General features: G+C 40.6%; 14 protein-coding genes. 6 read left to right on the plus strand and 8 right to left on the minus strand.

What is annotated here, in order from left to right; all coding sequences use genetic code 11:
- Nucleotides 1-21: 21 nt before the first annotated feature.
- The 3 genes from treY to AC1XUO_RS10745 all read right to left on the minus strand — a co-directional run bounded on the left by treY (nt 22) and on the right by AC1XUO_RS10745 (nt 6,744).
- Nucleotides 22-4,245: a malto-oligosyltrehalose synthase gene (gene treY / locus AC1XUO_RS10735; RefSeq protein ID WP_483329777.1), complete on the minus strand. Its 4,224-nt coding sequence runs from the start codon at nt 4,243-4,245 to the stop codon at nt 22-24.
- Nucleotides 4,238-6,085: a malto-oligosyltrehalose trehalohydrolase gene (treZ, locus tag AC1XUO_RS10740; RefSeq protein WP_483329778.1), complete on the minus strand. Its 1,848-nt coding sequence runs from the start codon at nt 6,083-6,085 to the stop codon at nt 4,238-4,240. The genes treY and treZ overlap by 8 nt, the downstream gene beginning before the upstream one ends.
- Before the next feature lie 479 nt (nt 6,086-6,564).
- Nucleotides 6,565-6,744, minus strand: coding sequence for a hypothetical protein (locus AC1XUO_RS10745; protein ID WP_483329779.1), 180 nt, complete (start codon nt 6,742-6,744; stop codon nt 6,565-6,567).
- A gap of 151 nt (nt 6,745-6,895) precedes the next feature.
- Between AC1XUO_RS10745 and AC1XUO_RS10750 the strand changes: the two genes are divergently transcribed.
- A complete protein-coding gene (locus tag AC1XUO_RS10750) occupies nt 6,896-7,516 on the plus strand; it encodes a hypothetical protein (protein ID WP_483329780.1) in 621 nt (206 codons plus the stop codon).
- Between the two features lie 59 nt (nt 7,517-7,575).
- Here AC1XUO_RS10750 and AC1XUO_RS10755 read toward each other — a convergent pair whose 3' ends face one another.
- Entirely contained in the window at nt 7,576-7,845 is a 270-nt protein-coding gene (locus tag AC1XUO_RS10755) for a DUF4180 domain-containing protein (RefSeq protein WP_483329781.1), read from the minus strand.
- A gap of 208 nt (nt 7,846-8,053) precedes the next feature.
- Between AC1XUO_RS10755 and AC1XUO_RS10760 the strand changes: the two genes are divergently transcribed.
- The 5 genes from AC1XUO_RS10760 (at nt 8,054) to AC1XUO_RS10780 (ending at nt 14,559) form a co-directional block, all read left to right on the plus strand.
- On the plus strand, nt 8,054-9,304 hold the full coding sequence (locus tag AC1XUO_RS10760) for a hypothetical protein (protein WP_483329782.1): 1,251 nt from the start codon (nt 8,054-8,056) through the stop codon (nt 9,302-9,304).
- Complete coding sequence (locus AC1XUO_RS10765) at nt 9,301-11,703, plus strand: TonB-dependent receptor (RefSeq protein ID WP_483329783.1); 2,403 nt, start codon at nt 9,301-9,303, stop codon at nt 11,701-11,703. The genes AC1XUO_RS10760 and AC1XUO_RS10765 overlap by 4 nt, the downstream gene beginning before the upstream one ends.
- 1 nt (nt 11,704) lies before the next feature.
- Nucleotides 11,705-12,655: a DUF4249 domain-containing protein gene (locus tag AC1XUO_RS10770; protein WP_483329784.1), complete on the plus strand. Its 951-nt coding sequence runs from the start codon at nt 11,705-11,707 to the stop codon at nt 12,653-12,655.
- 370 nt (nt 12,656-13,025) lie between these two features.
- Nucleotides 13,026-13,853 carry a sensor histidine kinase gene (locus AC1XUO_RS10775; RefSeq protein ID WP_483329785.1) on the plus strand — a complete coding sequence of 276 codons (828 nt, stop codon included), beginning with the start codon at nt 13,026-13,028 and terminating at the stop codon, nt 13,851-13,853.
- Nucleotides 13,846-14,559, plus strand: coding sequence for a LytR/AlgR family response regulator transcription factor (locus AC1XUO_RS10780; protein WP_483329786.1), 714 nt, complete (start codon nt 13,846-13,848; stop codon nt 14,557-14,559). Before AC1XUO_RS10775 ends, AC1XUO_RS10780 begins: the two co-directional genes overlap by 8 nt.
- Before the next feature lie 284 nt (nt 14,560-14,843).
- On the opposite strand, the gene AC1XUO_RS10785 is transcribed toward AC1XUO_RS10780, so the two are convergent.
- The 4 genes from AC1XUO_RS10785 to AC1XUO_RS10800 all read right to left on the minus strand — a co-directional run bounded on the left by AC1XUO_RS10785 (nt 14,844) and on the right by AC1XUO_RS10800 (nt 16,171).
- Nucleotides 14,844-15,251, minus strand: a complete 408-nt coding sequence (locus AC1XUO_RS10785; RefSeq protein WP_483329787.1) for a hypothetical protein — start codon at nt 15,249-15,251, stop codon at nt 14,844-14,846.
- A 92-nt stretch (nt 15,252-15,343) separates the two neighbouring features.
- Nucleotides 15,344-15,697, minus strand: a complete 354-nt coding sequence (locus tag AC1XUO_RS10790; protein ID WP_483329789.1) for a hypothetical protein — start codon at nt 15,695-15,697, stop codon at nt 15,344-15,346.
- A 26-nt stretch (nt 15,698-15,723) separates the two neighbouring features.
- Nucleotides 15,724-15,909 carry a hypothetical protein gene (locus AC1XUO_RS10795; protein WP_483329790.1) on the minus strand — a complete coding sequence of 62 codons (186 nt, stop codon included), beginning with the start codon at nt 15,907-15,909 and terminating at the stop codon, nt 15,724-15,726.
- The gene (locus AC1XUO_RS10800; protein ID WP_483329791.1) at nt 15,902-16,171 is read right to left on the minus strand and encodes a carboxypeptidase-like regulatory domain-containing protein; all 270 of its coding nucleotides are present in this window, start codon (nt 16,169-16,171) and stop codon (nt 15,902-15,904) included. Before AC1XUO_RS10800 ends, AC1XUO_RS10795 begins: the two co-directional genes overlap by 8 nt.
- Nucleotides 16,172-16,219 lie beyond the last annotated feature (48 nt).

A 16,219-nucleotide genomic window follows, 5' to 3' on the forward strand; every position in this document is an offset into this window, starting at 1 on the left:
TCCGTTTTGTGCTTTTAATGTTCAATCGCGATCAAATAATAGGGTTAATTGTTTTAAAAAATCTTCGCTCTCCTTCGTAATTTGTCCCGGAGTAAGTCGCCATAACCAATTACCACTTTGTGAACCCGGGCTGTTCATTTTACTATTTTCGTCAAGATTTAAAACATCCTGAATTGGTAAAATTGCCGTTTTGGCTACTGACGAATATGCGAGTCTTGCCATAACTGAATAAACATTTTCCTCATTGAGGGAAACTCCTACGTAACTTTCCAATCGATCTTTTGTATTACTATCAATACCTTGCCTGAACCATCCCCGGATTGTATTATTATCATGGGTACCAGTATAGACTATAAAGTTGGGTTCATAACGGTGAGGAATATATTCTGACTGCGACATATTCTCCTCAAAGGCAAACTGCAATACTTTCATGCCAGGAAGTTCCAGCTTATCACGGAGTAAGTATACGGCTGGGCTGCTTTCTCCCAGGTCCTCAGCCACAAATGGTAAACTACCCAGCGAAGATTTTAGTACTTCAAAAAATTCTTCACCGGGCCCTGGTTTCCATTCGCCGTCTTCAGCGGTATCCTCATTTCCGGGCACAACCCAGTAGTCAGCAAAAGCGCGAAAATGGTCAAGCCGGACAAAATCAAAAAGCTCAATGTTTTTTTTCAGTCTGTCGATCCACCATTGATATCGCTGGTCTTTCAGTGCCTCCCAGTCAAAAACCGGCATGCCCCATAATTGACCTGTTTCGGAAAAGGCGTCTGGCGGAACGCCGGCAACACCGGTTATTTTTCCGTTCTCATCCAGCAAAAACAGATCCCGGTGAGCCCAGACATCGGCGGAATTATAGCTGACATAAAACGGAAGGTCTCCCAGAAATTCAATATTATTTTCATTGCAATATTTCCGCAACGCTTTCCATTGTTTGTCAAAAATATACTGCACCCATTTCACAAAACGGATATTCCCGGAGTCGGTATTTTTTAAAGTTTTCAGAGTTTCAGTATCCCGAAGTTTGAAGTTATCTTCCCACTCGATCCAGGGTTTTCCGTTTTGGTGGTTTCTGATGACCATATACAAGGAAAAATCATCAAGCCATTCTGCGTTGTCCTTACAGAATTTATCAAAATCTCCAGCATCAACTGCGTTATTATTTTGGTTAAAAACAACATACGCTTTTTCCAGAAGCTCCATTTTTGTTTTTTCCGAAGCACCAAAATCAACTTTGTCCGTTTCGGGCAAATGATATTGGGTAAGATCAACATCCGGCAAAAAACCGTCCTTCGCGAGCATTTCCGGGCTGATCAGAACCGGATTGCCAGCCCGACTAGAAAGCGCACTATAAGGAGAATTTCCCTGTGCAGATTCGGTAGGATTCAGCGGGAGCAGTTGCCATACTTTTTGATTACTGCGGTGTAAAAAATCTGCAAAAGCATAGGCCTCTGGTCCAAGGTCACCAATGCCAAACGGGGAAACCAGCGAGGAAATATGGATTAAAATGCCTGCACCACGCTCGTTATTTACCTTAGTCCCTTTTAGCAGTGCAATTGGGAATTGTTTAAATAATTCTCCCGCAGCAATTTTATGCTGATATTCTTCCCGGTTTCCTGAAACCAGATTCTCCCAGTCACTATTCAAACCTTCCGGTAAAACGATTTTGGTATTTCCCCAATCCAGACTAAAAAAATCCGTGTTTTGTTCCTTGCAAAGCGCAGCGGTATGTAATGGCACCACAGAGACTGCAATCGAATCTTTATGGGCACGCGCGAACGCAAGAATATTTTGTTTGTAAATACCTTCAACCTTCAATGAAACATAATTTCCCTCAGCAAAAAGTGTGACGTTATGTTTGCGTAAATTGAAAAGTCGATTGGTTAACCACAGTTTGACAGCTCCATTTTTTCTGTTTTTCCAAAGCTCTTCTAACAGTTTCCCCTGATCGTCATGATGATCAAACTCGCCTAAAATTTGCTGCCTTTTTGCATAATCCACCGGCCTGCGGTTATCAGGATCAACCAGACTCAGATCCCATAATTCGCATCCCTGATAGACATCAGGAATACCCGGACATGTAAATTTCAATAAAAGCTGGCTCAGCGAATTAATAATACCATGGTCGATAATCTGTTCCTGAAAAGCTGAAAACTTCTCCCAGAACGGGTTTTGTTTATTTAGCAGTTCTTTTACAAATCTTTTGACACCTGCTTCGTAGGCTTCGTTGGGTTCGGAATAATTGGTATTGACCTTGGCTTCCCGAAATGCTTTTTCAAGATATTCCTCGAAACGGTTTCCAAAATCATCCTCATCTTCGCCTGGCATCGGATAGGCTCCGATCAGGTTTTGGTATATAAAATATTCATCATTCGTATCCGGCGAAAAATACTTTTGTTTCAGCGGAGCATTAAGTTTTTGCCATTCTCTCACATTTGAAAACCAGTCTTCGCCAATATCAGTCAGCACATTCAGACGAGTTCGCACGTCTTCTCCTCTTTTTGTATCATGTGTGGACGTTGTGTTCTGAGATAACGACCAGTTTTTTTGACGGTATTTCATCTTCTTATGAAAATCTTCAACAGACATACCAAAGCTTTCTGGCGAATCTCCAACATCACTATGACCGATAAAGCGGTTATAGGTATACATCAGAGTATCTTCACCGCCTTTTGCCATGATCGGGCCGGTAAATTGCATGCACCGATGATAAAACTCCAACACCCGTTCATTATAATTTTCATCACCTAATTCAGAAACCGAAAGAAAACAGGATTCCAGTAATGAAACGGCGTCTGATAATTGGGGATGAACGGTACTTACCTCTTTGAAAATATTTTCCAGTGCTGTTTTTACGTTTTCTTCAAATGGAAATGATCCATAATAACGGTAAACGGGACAGTGGATCAGAAACTCACCGATGGCATTTTTGACATTTTCCTTGCCCAGCTTCTCAATGTTTTCAGGCTGCGTCAAATTTAATTCAACGAAGAGCTGATAAAGATTTTCAAGCTCTCCACCCATGTGTTCGTATAAAATAATTGCCTTTTTTTCCAGCAGCTGGCTTTTCGGTTTGTCCTGCTCTCCTGTCAGTTCATGGTAAAAATCAGTGAATTCTTTTTCAGCCCGGTTATTGGTCAAAACGTTATTAACTGATGCTAGAAACTCATAACCTGTCGTTCCCTGGATAGGCCATTTTTCAGGCATTTCTTCGTCCTGCCCAAGAATCTTTTCAACCACGATATAAGTTTCTTCGCCAGCCATTGCTCTCAATTCTTCCAGATATAAATCCGGATCAAATAATCCATCGATATGATCGATCCTGATACCCTGAAAAACACCTTCGTCAATCAGGGTTTTCGTCAGTCGATGATATTCATTAAATACCTCTTCATTCTGGATATTCAAACAAATCAAACCGTTCACAGTAAAAAAGCGGCGAAAATTAATCTGCTGCTCCGTTTTCTGCCAGTGGCATAAGGCGTATGCCTGATGGTCAATAAGCTCACGAAGTTCTGCTTCGTCTGCATTGATTCCAGCCAGTTTTTCTTCAAGCCAGTTTTTAACTTTTTCGTCTGCCGACAAAGATTTTAATTGAAGAAGAATTTCATTCCAGCGCTGCGAAAATAAATATGATTCCTCAATTTCGCGCGCTTCCTTAATCTGAGAGATAATTTGCTGAACCGCCTGGTTTTCAGAAACAGGCTCGGCAGACAAAATCGTCAGATAGGATTTGGGATTAACAGGAAATACAGATTCTTCATATCTGATCACCAGTCTGTTTGAATCATATTCAACCTTCACTTCCCCTTTTTTGATTAATTCTTCAAGATCAGAGCTGAGAAAAGGAACCATTAGTTTTCCCTGAAAAAGCCGGCTATTCCAGGCCACGTCAAAAAACGTTGAGTACATGGATTTTTCTCCTTTTTCCAGAATATCCATAAGCCAGGAATTTTCTGAATGAAATGCCATGTGATTCGGGACAATGTCCTGAAGCCAACCCATTCCCTCATTTTTCAGCAACGCGCCGATCGATTTCAAAGTATCCAGACTGCCGATCTCAGGATCAATTTTATTCGGGTTCACACCGTCATAACCGTGCATACTGCCGGCAGTGGAATTAAAAACCGGTGAAGCGTAAATAGTACTTACTCCAAGTTTTTTCAAATATGGAATAAGCTTTTCAAGTTCATTTAAAGTAAAATCTTTGTGAAATTGAAAGCGGTAAGTAGCGATTGGATTATTCATGCTCGTTGCTGTAAAGGGTAAAAGATTCTGGCGGTAAAAGCAGGGAAATTTCTTCTGAAATGGTTCTGGGCAGATCTTCCGATCCTTTCCATTTCAAATCAGATGAAGCGATCAGTTTGTGCCAAACCGGTGAAAAAACGGGTACTTTAATCTGCTGCGGAAGTTTTGAAAAATTCATCAAACAGATCGTATGTTGAATTTTATGCTGTCTTTGTAAAATAATCGCCTCCTGCTCAGCCAGGCATTCTACCGAAACATCTTTCCGGTTGAGCACATGCAAAGCTGCCTGTTCCTTTCTCATGGCAATTAATTTTTTGTAAAAGCTGAGCAGGGTTTTATATGGTTCCTGTTCAATCAACCGCCATTGAAGTTTCGAATTCATGAAAGTTTCTTCGGACATAGGATCCGGTGCCTCACCCTCAATATGAAAAGCTTCAAACTCCTTTTTTCGGCCTTTTCGTACTGCTTCAGCAAGTTCCGGGTCGGTATGGCTTACGAAATACTGGAATGGATTGGTTTCTCCATACTCTTCTCCCATAAACAACATGGGCAAATAAGGGCTGACCAATACCGCTCCGGCGAGTAACTTTTGCATTTCAAAACTTACCAAAGCACTGGTACGCTCACCAAGCATACGGTTGCCCGTCTGGTCATGATTTTGAGAAAAAACGACAAATTGCTGTCCCGGATTTTCAGTCGCTTTTGTACCAAATTTTTTCTTGCGATGTTCTGAATAACCGCCGTCATACACGTAGGCGTCTTCGTATGATTTGGCTAAGGAAACAACACCTTCAAAATCCGAATAATAACCGGTTTGGGGCTGGCCTGAGCTTACCCGCAAAGCATGATGGAACTCATCGATCCATTGCGTATCAAGCCCAAATCCTCCTTTACTGATCGGATTTATGTATCGCGTATCATTTAAGTCAAGCTCAGCAATCAGATAATGATTCCGCCCGGTCTTTTGAATCAGCTCGTCGACATGCAACTTAATTTCCTGTAAAATATGCAGGGCACTAAAATCCTTGATGGCATGAACAGCGTCCATACGCAATCCGTCAATGTGAAAATCCCGGAACCACATCAGCGTGTTTTCAATGAAATAATTCCGCACGTGGTCACACCAGGCATCATCAAAGTTGATCGCGTTTCCCCAGGGGGTGTGATATTTCCCGGTAAAATAATGCCCAAAATTTTCGAAATGATTTCCTTCCGGGCCGATGTGATTATATACGACATCAAGGACCACTGCAAGACCTTTATTGTGACAGGTATTGACAAGGTGTTGAAGCCCTTTTGCTCCTCCATATGAAGTCTGGACACTGAACGGAAAAACGCCGTCGTATCCCCAGTTTCGCTCTCCTGAAAACTGGGCTACCGGCATAATTTCAATCGCCGTAACACCCAGATCAATCAGATAATCCAGTTTTTCTTCAAGCGCAGCAAAAGTGCCTTCATCGGTAAAAGTGCCAACGTGCAGTTCATATAATATATAATCTTTCAGTTCGATGTTTTTCCATTTTTCGTCTGTCCAGCTGAAATCTTTAATATTAATTGCTTGTGACGCGCCATGTACGCCATCAGGCTGCGAGAGCGACGCCGGGTCAGGAAATTGAACTTTTCCATCCAGCTTAAAAAAATATAGATCCCCAGGATCCAGGGTATCCGACGTTAGTGTCCATAATCCCTGCTCACCACCGAAAAGCGGCTCACTTTGATTTTTATCTACATAATATATCTCAACAAGCCCGACTTTAGGTGCCCATAAGACGATTTCTGCCTGTCCGTTTTCGTTAAAATTTATTCCTATCTGGCGTTTTTCTACATCAATTTTTTCCATACAATTTCCTGAAGACTGAATTTTATCGACGCTCAGCCATGGTGTGCGTAATAAATTACTGTGCCAGTCAGAAACTTAGGCTATGCAAAAACGTATGATACCAAATTTCAAAAAAAACAGGAAAGCTAAATTAGCCTTCCTGTTAACTACCTACGAAATCACACATCACTTGAATCGAAAAAATCTCCTCAGCCTTTTCTCAGCCTAACGAATCAGACTTTCACTACCTTATTTTTTCGAGACAAATTTGCTAAACCGGCTTTCCTTCCCGCCGGCTGTTTTTTCCTGATATAAAATCCCAAGTTACTTTCGTCGAACTTTATGAAAAAGTCTCTTCAAATGAGTTCTTAATCTTTTAATTAATAATGAATATTAAAAAAGTATGCCTTCAAAAATACGTATCAGTATTTTGTCTGATTTTTTCGCCTTTAATCAATCTATATCATCATTATTTAAAGGATGGAGCCAGAATATTCTTTCTAATCTTTGACATATTTCCAGGCAGCTATATCGTTTAAATTGTGGGTAGTTAATTCAGCAGAATATATTTCAATATACATCTGATTTTCAAGATCAAATTCTCCGTCTCTCCACTGATCATCATCCATTCTTTTAAATTTAACAAGAGCGCCATTGTCAGGAGTATCTGTTGGTTTCATATTTTTTTGGTTAAAGTTTCTGTTCTGGTACTAATTATAATGATGCCACGCCTGATCTACAATATAAGAAAATAACTATCTTAAAATCAATACGTAACTCCAAAATTTGATGGCACAGGTTTTTAGTAACCTTCAGCAAAAATTTTAACGTATGGAAGCGAAAAATTACACCAGGACAATTCCCGAAAAGTTTGATGGGGGGAATATCAATGCCGAAAGAGTTGTGGAACTACACAACCTGGCTGCTGCGAAAGAATTATTTACGCTGGCGAGAAAAAGACTGTTAGACGTCAACCGCTGGAAAGAAATTTCGGCATATCCCATTGCAGATTTCAAACTTTGTGACTCGAAGGGTAACCTGACGACCGGGCTGGTCGAAGAAGGAATGTTCTTTCGAATTGATATCCCTGGTCCGGGCTCCGAAACGGGAGATGGTTTCGATTGGGTGATGGTTGAAAAAATCAGCGAGTATCAACTGGAAGATATTGAAAGTTTGGGAATACGCGTAAGGCCTGCTCCGAATCCCACAAACAGTGACCAGGAAGTTGCTCATTTCTACTCCGCTCAAACGACAAGTACTTTCACAGTTACGCGTGAAAACACCACCGTGACCGCAGCAGTTTTCGACCGGAATACTAAACTAAATACTGATGATCAAAGCTTTCTTGATAAAATAAGAAACATGCTGACCGGGACAGCAGGAATTCTGGCCTTCTCCAAAATCCAATGGCAAAGCCTTACAGACGGACTGGTGCGAAATAATGATGAATAAAATTAGAATGCTTGCCCATTATAAATCGCAACAGTTTAAGGGAATTGATTGCATTAACATTATTGCTTTGCCGAAAATCGCTTGATGGCTTCCGATGTGGAACTCACAAAATTGATGTGCCCCAGTTTATTACTCTCATAGATAAAGTCCTTCATGCTTTTACTACCGATAGCATCAAAATTTTCCGCATCAAGAATAATCCTATCGAATCCCTGGTAATACAAATTCCCCAGTAAGTCCAGACAATCCTCCACAGACGTTACGACGAGTTTGTCGGAAGTAATTTCTGCAATTCTTAAATCTCCGGCTTCATGTTCTTCAATGGTCATACGATGATTTTCTATCTGGTTATTTCAAATTGGCAAAACGGAATAATGCAATAAAGGTATATTCATTGCCGGACAAAATGGGCCATAGAATTGATATTAAGGAGTTGTATATCTACACTTAACCTTTGCTTATCTACACATTTAACGAATCAGGACCGAAAGTAAGTACCTGTGGATATTGAATCAAGCAATACTATATACTTTACTTATGCCGCTATTTCTAAACAAGCAGCAAGCTCGAATATTACTATATTTACTCGTTTTCATTTCAGTTGAAAGTACTGCACAACGTGTTTTTGTGAATGTTGTTGGCGGCGTAAACCGAAGTCACCTGCATTATTCCAACAGCATCAATAACGACTATAACAGCAACAAACCTGTTGTCATTGTTTTACATAAAAATGGAAAAACTGCAAGAGACGCCTTCTCTAATGCAGCCTGGAAATCGCTGAAAGAACCGACCATTTTAATTTTTCCGAATGCCGTTAAAAGTACATGGAATTGCCAGGATGAGGCTTCGCTGGATAATGACGTACAGTTTTTAAGGTTCATTCTTACTGAAACTTATAACAATTTCCACCACAACCGAAACCGTGTTTTTATTGTCAGCGACAAGGATAGCGAATGTGTTGTCAAAAAGTTTCGGCAGCAGTATCCAAAAGTGGTTAACGCTTTCGAAAGCTGGAAAGACGGTATTGAGGTTGACAGTCTCCTCGCTCTCAACAATGTTCAGAATCTGTTGAATAAAACAGTTAAAACCGATACAACATACTCGTTATGGGACGATCCCATGGTAAAAAGAAAGATGGATCCGATAGATTCTCTTAAGGGTTACCGGTTGCATAACAGATTGGTTCTTGAAGTGAGATACGGTGGTTTTGCCATGTTAGGCTCTGTAAAGACTGGAATTTCAGACGGGACCTATGCCAAGTTATATAACGCTCATTCCTTGTTAGATATACACCTAACAAAATGGATGAACGATTCTATCGCCTGGTTTATCGATATCGGTAGGCTAAGTGTGCCGCAAACACAGGAGGCCACCACAGGCGGAAGTATCAGAACAGGCGGCGGAATGATTATGCCGCTTACAATTGGGCTCAAATATGCACTTCCGAGAGTGAGGGCCCATCCTTATTTTATGTTGGGTTCAGGTATCATGCAGGTTATGGTTTTCGGCGGAAGGTTAAATCCAGGTGCCATGACTTCTGGCGCAAGACCCAATTTTAATGCTGAAATGAGAATGGTATTTCACACTTCAATCGGCACGGGCGTTGATCTCAGATTTGCAAAGCGTTTTACGTTTGGCGCGCACCTTCGCTACATACACTCCGCAAATTTTGAAAGTGCCGGCAAGGTCGACGCCATTCGAGGATTTAATCTCAATGTCGGTTTGGGTTACATCATTAATGCCAACAGTCTCAAAAAGCTTCCGTTTCCTCTTAGTAACAAAAAATGAACAAGTATTCTATTTTCCTTTTTCGAAGTATTGGCAGCAGCTTCGTACTGCTTTTCATTGTAGCCACCACGGCCTTTGGACAAAACAAATTTACCGTCAGTGGCACGATGAAAGATAAATCCAACGGAGAAACACTGATTGGGGCAAGTATCTTCGTAACAGAAAGCCAGTCGTCGGGTGCTGTTACAAACGTGTACGGGTTCTATTCAGTAACGCTGCCCCAAGGTTCTTACACACTGGAATATTCGTATCTGGGCTATGAGAAGATAGTCAAAAAAATTGTTCTGACGAGTAATACCATTGTGGACATAGAATTGCCAGTATTATCCAGAGTGCTGGATGAAGTGAAAATTGTTGATGAAAGCAGAATTTCCACTTCCCGAAATTTTGAAATGAGCGTCAATAAGATGGATATCAAAACTATTCAAAAACTCCCGGCACTCATGGGTGAGGTTGATATTGTTAAAAGTTTACAGTTTCTACCAGGGGTAAGCCAGGTTGGCGAAGGTTCGTCGGGCTTTAATGTCCGGGGAGGGAGTGTCGGACAAAATCTTGTCTTGCTTGACGAGGCGCCCGTCTACAATTCCTCGCACATGCTCGGCTTCTTTTCGGTCTTTAACCCTGATGCTGTGAAAGATGTAAAATTATATAAAGGCGCGATTCCAGCCGAATATGGCGGTCGGATCAGTTCTGTGCTAGATGTTCGATTGAAAGAAGGAAACAACAAAAAAACAGAGGTAGATGGTGGCGTAGGTTTTATTTTCAGCAGGCTGGCCGTTCAGGGACCACTCGTCAAAGACAAATCGTCCTATCTGATAGCAGTGCGAAGATCCTACATTGATGGTCTGTCTACGCTGCTGACCAGTAACAATTTTGGTTTGAATTTTTATGATATCACGTTAAAAACAAACTATACCTTAAACCAGAAAAACCGGTTATATCTTTCGGGTTTCTTTGGTCGTGACAATTTCGGTCTGTCGGATGATGCGAAATTTAACTGGGGAAATAAATCCGGGACGCTCCGTTGGAACTCCTTCATCAACAGTAAGTTATTTGCTAATGTTTCTGCCATATTCAGCAATTACAATTATAACCTGGGTTTCAATCAGGATGAGAATAACAAATACAGCTGGAATTCCTCCATCAGCAATTATGTATTCAAACCGGATTTCAGTTATTTCATCAATAGCAATTCAGAATTAAAATTTGGTCTGGAAAGTTCTTATTATCAGTTCAACCCTTCGAAAACGGTCGGAACTACAAATGGAGAAACTGTTGATAGCAGTCAGCCCAAAAAATATGCTCTGGAGCTGGCTGGTTACGTCAGCCATCGCCTGAAATTCGGTTCAAAACTGGAAGTTCAATATGGACTTCGGTTTTCTTATTTTAATTATCTCGGACCAGGGACAGCATATACTTACAACGACACTATTCCTGGCAGAAAGCGTACGGCCATCGCTGAGCGGCAATATAAAAGCGGAGAGTCAATCGCCTCATATAATAATCCGGAACCAAGGATATCGGCAAAATATCAGCTGAACGAAAGAACTTCACTAAAAGCGAGTTTCAGCAGAACGGCTCAATATGTACATTTTATTTCAAACACCAGCGCTTCGAACCCGCTCAATATATGGACGCCGAGCACCAATAATATTAAGCCGGCCGTTGGCAATCAATATACGCTGGGCTATTTCAGCGATCTGGGTAAAAATTCGGAGTATGAGTTTTCTGCGGAAACATTTTACCGCAATACCGTTAACGAAATTGACTATATCAATGGTGCTGAACTTTTGAATAATGACCGCCTTGAAGGTGATTTGTTGAGCGGAAACGGAAGGGCATACGGTTTGGAACTTTATCTGCAAAAGAAAAAGGGGCTGATCACAGGCTGGATAAGTTACACACTGAGCCGCTCAGAACTCAAAGTAGATGGGGTCAACAACGGGAACTGGTACCCTACCCGTTTTGACCAGACCCATAACCTGAAAATTGTCGGCTCTTATACGATCAACCCAAAATGGTCGACCACTGCGGATTTTGCATTTACAACCGGAACTCCTACAACCTACCCCAATCAGCGATATCTCTCACAGGGCATTCTGATACCTTATAACACAAACAATTCCCGAAACGACGCAAGATTAACGCCTTACCACCGACTTGACCTTTCACTCAGAATGGAAGGAAAAACACATAAAAATAATGGTCAGATAAGAAAGAACCGGGATTATTGGGTTTTCTCAATTTATAATGCTTACGGGCGTAGAAATGCCTTTTCAACTTATTTCACGCAATCTTCTGATAGGGTTACCTCATCTCAGGCCATACAAACGCAGGCGCACCGGGTATCGATCATCGGATCCATGGTACCTTCCGTTTCTTACAATTTTAAATTCTAAAATGCTTACATTTTATATGTCATCCAACGCCATCCGCATCTGTTTACGACATCTATGCTTACTCACCATCCCGCTTTTATGGGGTTGTGACGACGAAATTGATTTAACGGTTTCTTCGGCTGATCCAATAATTAATATAGATGCCTGGATAAACGACAAGCCCGAAACACAGCGTATATATCTGACGTTCACTCAGGATTATTTTGAAAATAACAGTCTTCCGCCGATAGTACGCGGAGCAAAAGTGAGCGTAACAGACGACGAAGGGAACATTTATGAATTTACCGAGGAAAGTAACGACGTGAACGGCGCTTACACCTGGCAGCCGGGCAAGGTTGGAAAACTCGGTACCATTGGCAAAAGTTATACTTTAAAAGTTATCTACAATGGCGAAACCTTCACGGCTACCTCCGTCATGAAGCGCGTACCGCCCGTAGACAGCCTTACCTTATCGTATCAGGAGGGACAGGGTATGATGGACGACAGTTATCGCGCAGAGTTTTGGGCAACTGATCCGGCAGGCAAGGGTGATACCTACTGGATCCGGGCTTATAAAAATGGGCAGCTGCTTAACAAAGCGAGTGAAGTTACAACAGCATACGACGCAGGTACTTCTTCGGGAAGCGGCTTCGATGGTGTAACTTTTATTTCACCAATCAGAATCGGGATCAATGCAAACGACTTGGATGACGACGATAGGCCGGAATCTCCCCTGGCCAATGGAGATTCCATTTATGTTGAAATTCATTCAATCAATATGGTCTCATTTAACTATCTGGCGGAAGTCGTTTCGCAGGCTGACAGAATGGGTGGAATTTCAGAACTGTTTACCTCAGCGCCATTAGCCAATGTATCAACCAACATTGTGAATTCCAATCCGAACGGATCTTTGGTGGTTGGCTTTTTCAACGTGGCTGCCGTTTCAGGATCGGGGAAGAAATTTTACTTCTGATTTTGGCAACCACAATTCCCGTCTTGCAACAGATTAAGCATTTAACGGGTACAGGCAACAAATTATCATTTTAATTATGGCCATTTTATCAGGGCATCAGCTTACCAAAAGGCCCTTTCTGTTAGACTATCGGTTTTGGTTACATGTAACCGGTTGGCTAGCGTTTTTTGCAGCACCCTTAATTTTGCCTATTCCTATTTTCAAACATCTGCCAGACTATTACGTCAATTACCTGTACGTTACCAGAGTCATAATCAACCTGATACTCGTTGGGACATTCTATCTAAACCTGCTTTGTTTAACACCTAAATTATTGTTAAACAGAAATTTACCCCAATTTTTATTATATCTCACAGTATTGTTTTTTCTGATGATACTGCTGGATAATCTGCTGCTAAGAAATATCAAAAATGATCTTCAAATGTATTTTTCAGATATAGTTGAAAACGATTTCTTTTTTAGGGATGTGAAAGAGAATACCATTTTCACTTCGCCTCAGTTTTTCGCTAATCTGATCATGTTTGCCCTGATTATACTTTCCAGTTCGTTGTGGGCCGTTCTGACAGACCGAATGCGTCAACAAGAATTTAGTCGACAAATATTGTATGAAAAGACAAGCGCGGAATTGGCTGTACTTCGTCTTCAGATCAGCCCGCATTTCCTTTTTAACACGCTGAACAACATTCGCTGGCTCACGCGGATTAAGTCTGATCTGGCTGAAACTTCAGTGATGGAATTATCTGAAATACTCAGATATATGCTTTTTCAGGTTACGCATCATCAGGTGAATCTGAAGGATGAAGTTATGTATCTGAAAAGGTACGTAAATCTGCAAAAATTAAGAATTCATCCCAAGGCGGAAATCGACTTTTCCTGCGTTGGTGACGATCAGGACGTCAGGATTGAACCTCTTCTTTTAATGCCTTTTGTTGAAAATGCTTTCAAATTTGGACTGCATCCAGATCAGTCTTCAAAAATATCGGTCTACTTATCGGTGAAAGAACATGAACTTTTATTCAAATGCCAAAATCAGTGTTTTGAGTTGACAAACGACGGCGAAATAATTGGAACTGGCCAGGGACTGCTGAATGTAAAAAAAAGGCTTGAACTTCATTATCCTCGAACGCATACTTTAACGATAACTCACGACGAACATTTTTTTTCTGTAGAACTGAAATTAAGCTTGAAACATGAATAAAATGAGGTGTATGGTGGTAGATGATGAGCCATTTGCATTGGAAATTCTTGCAGATGACATCAGCAAAATTAAAACACTTGATCTGGTCAGAACGTGTAGGAGCGCATTGGATGCCAAAAGGGTTCTTGATTATATGGATTTTGATCTTATTTTTTTAGATATACAAATGCCGGGACTGTCAGGATTACAGCTGCTATCGCAAATGCACAAGCCACCGATGGTCATTCTTACAACTGCTTTTGAGCAATATGCGGTAAAAGCTTTTGAGCTGAACGTAATTGATTATTTGCTAAAACCAATTTCTTTTGAAAGGCTCATCGCAGCAACCGATAAGGCTTTTTCTATGCGTGAAATGAAAATACGAAGACAGCATTCAGCTGACCCGCAGGCGGCATTGTATGTAAAATCTGAATATCAGACCATCAAAATTCTTCATTCTGACATTCTGTATGTTGAGGGTTTGAAGGATTATGTTAAAATATTTACAATTTCGAGATCTGCTCCATTGCTTACAAGGATGAACGTAAAAGGAATTCTTTCGCTCCTGCCAGATAATCTTTTTTGCCGGGTGCATCAATCTTACATCGTTTCAATTGAAAAAATTGAAGCATTTCAAAAAAGAAAAATATGGATTACTGACAAAGAGATACCTGTTGGGAACCAGTTCTGCAAAAATCTCAATACCATTTATCAATTAAAAAAATGATAAAGTTATTCTGGAAATTTTCAGCTCAGTCCTTGACAAAAAGAAAACCTAGATATCCTGAATTATTTCGTCCCGGCAATTGACAAAATTATATTTCTAAACAATCATTAATAAAGCAACTTTACTTAAACAACAAAAGGCCGTTCGCAATATGGAACGGCCTCCTGTTGATTGATATTAAATAAAACTGTTGGTGATGGTCTATTTCACTACAACGATCTTCTTCGACAAGTCGCCATGTTTGATGATGTAAGTGCCGGCTGACCAGTTTGCTGTTGAGACCGCTATGGACAATTATCTAATATTACCAACCTTTTTTTACCTTTTATTCGTATTTTATTATTCACGAGCAATCGGGCTAATATAGCCGCTCCTCCTAAACTACCACTAATTGTGGCAGCTTCCTTGGTGAGCGTTTTCTCGTTTATCACACTCGCTAAGAAGTAACCTACACCAGCCAGAAAGAAAATCTTCTCGTACTTATATTTAAAAACATACCATATCCTCGTTTTCTCGTCGACATACAGATGACTGATATCCTTGGGATTGATCTTGTAATTACTGACAACGAATACGCTATCCTCAAATCCTAAAATCTGAAAGGTATATTTCGTTTTATCGTTATGAAGGCGAAAACTGATTGGATCACCTTTTTTATAAAAAGCAGTTCTCCTCCTATTCTTTTGAAACATTAAACACTCCTGTGCGCAACAAATTGTTTGTACACCGAGCAAAATAAAGAGCATAAGTACCTTCACCGTTGATAAAATCGATATCGGCTTCATTAGTGCACCAAAGTAACAAAGTAGCAAAGATTCGTTTTTGTTTTCGTCCATTTATCCTGGGTTGCAATTCGAAAATAACTGGCATGACCGGAGGACATCGCTTCGGGAATAAATATTTTAGGATTCTCTCCTTCTTTGATGGTGTGCTCCAGCCATTGTATCGAGATAGCAAAATCGGTTTCAACAACAATATTATACTGCTCCAGATCAACTTTGATCCAGCCTGTCATAAAATCTACAACGTCGACATACAAATCTGTATTAAGAAGTTGCTTGTCGGGAAAATTGTTTTTTAGTGAATAAATATTCACACGAAGTTTGATCTTGCTGAAATTATTTGCAAAAAAAACCAATTGAACTCTTTTATCATCGCCGGAAATTATTCCGTTTGGAACCTCATTCCAATTTCTGTACCCAGCACAATCTGTTTCTTGGGATGCATCGCTATTTGAATAAATCCACCCGCTTTGGTTCTACCCACCACCTCGGTAGTTTCTTTATTAACAACAACCTTTACTTCCTCAAGAATATAATCACGGGGACTCAGCTCGATCTGCTTATTCATGTTTCTTTCGATGATCGACAACAACCTTAATTGTATGATAACTAATACGACTGATCTGCAACGTATCTGTCAAATTTTCCTCTTGCAAATTCAACAAGAATCTGCCGGAAGTGTCGGAGATTGTTCCGAGTGATTTATTAAGAACACCAATATTTACATAAAACAATGGCTTCCGATCTTTTCCATCAACCAGCATTCCTTTCAATTTAATCTGATCCGTACTGGTTTTCGCGCGGGTGATATTGAATGCAAACAATGACACGCAGAAGATTGCAAATCGAATCATCATTCAGGGCATCCCAGCGATATT

It is taken from the genome of Dyadobacter sp. HNCC25DJ186, from assembly GCF_056895235.1.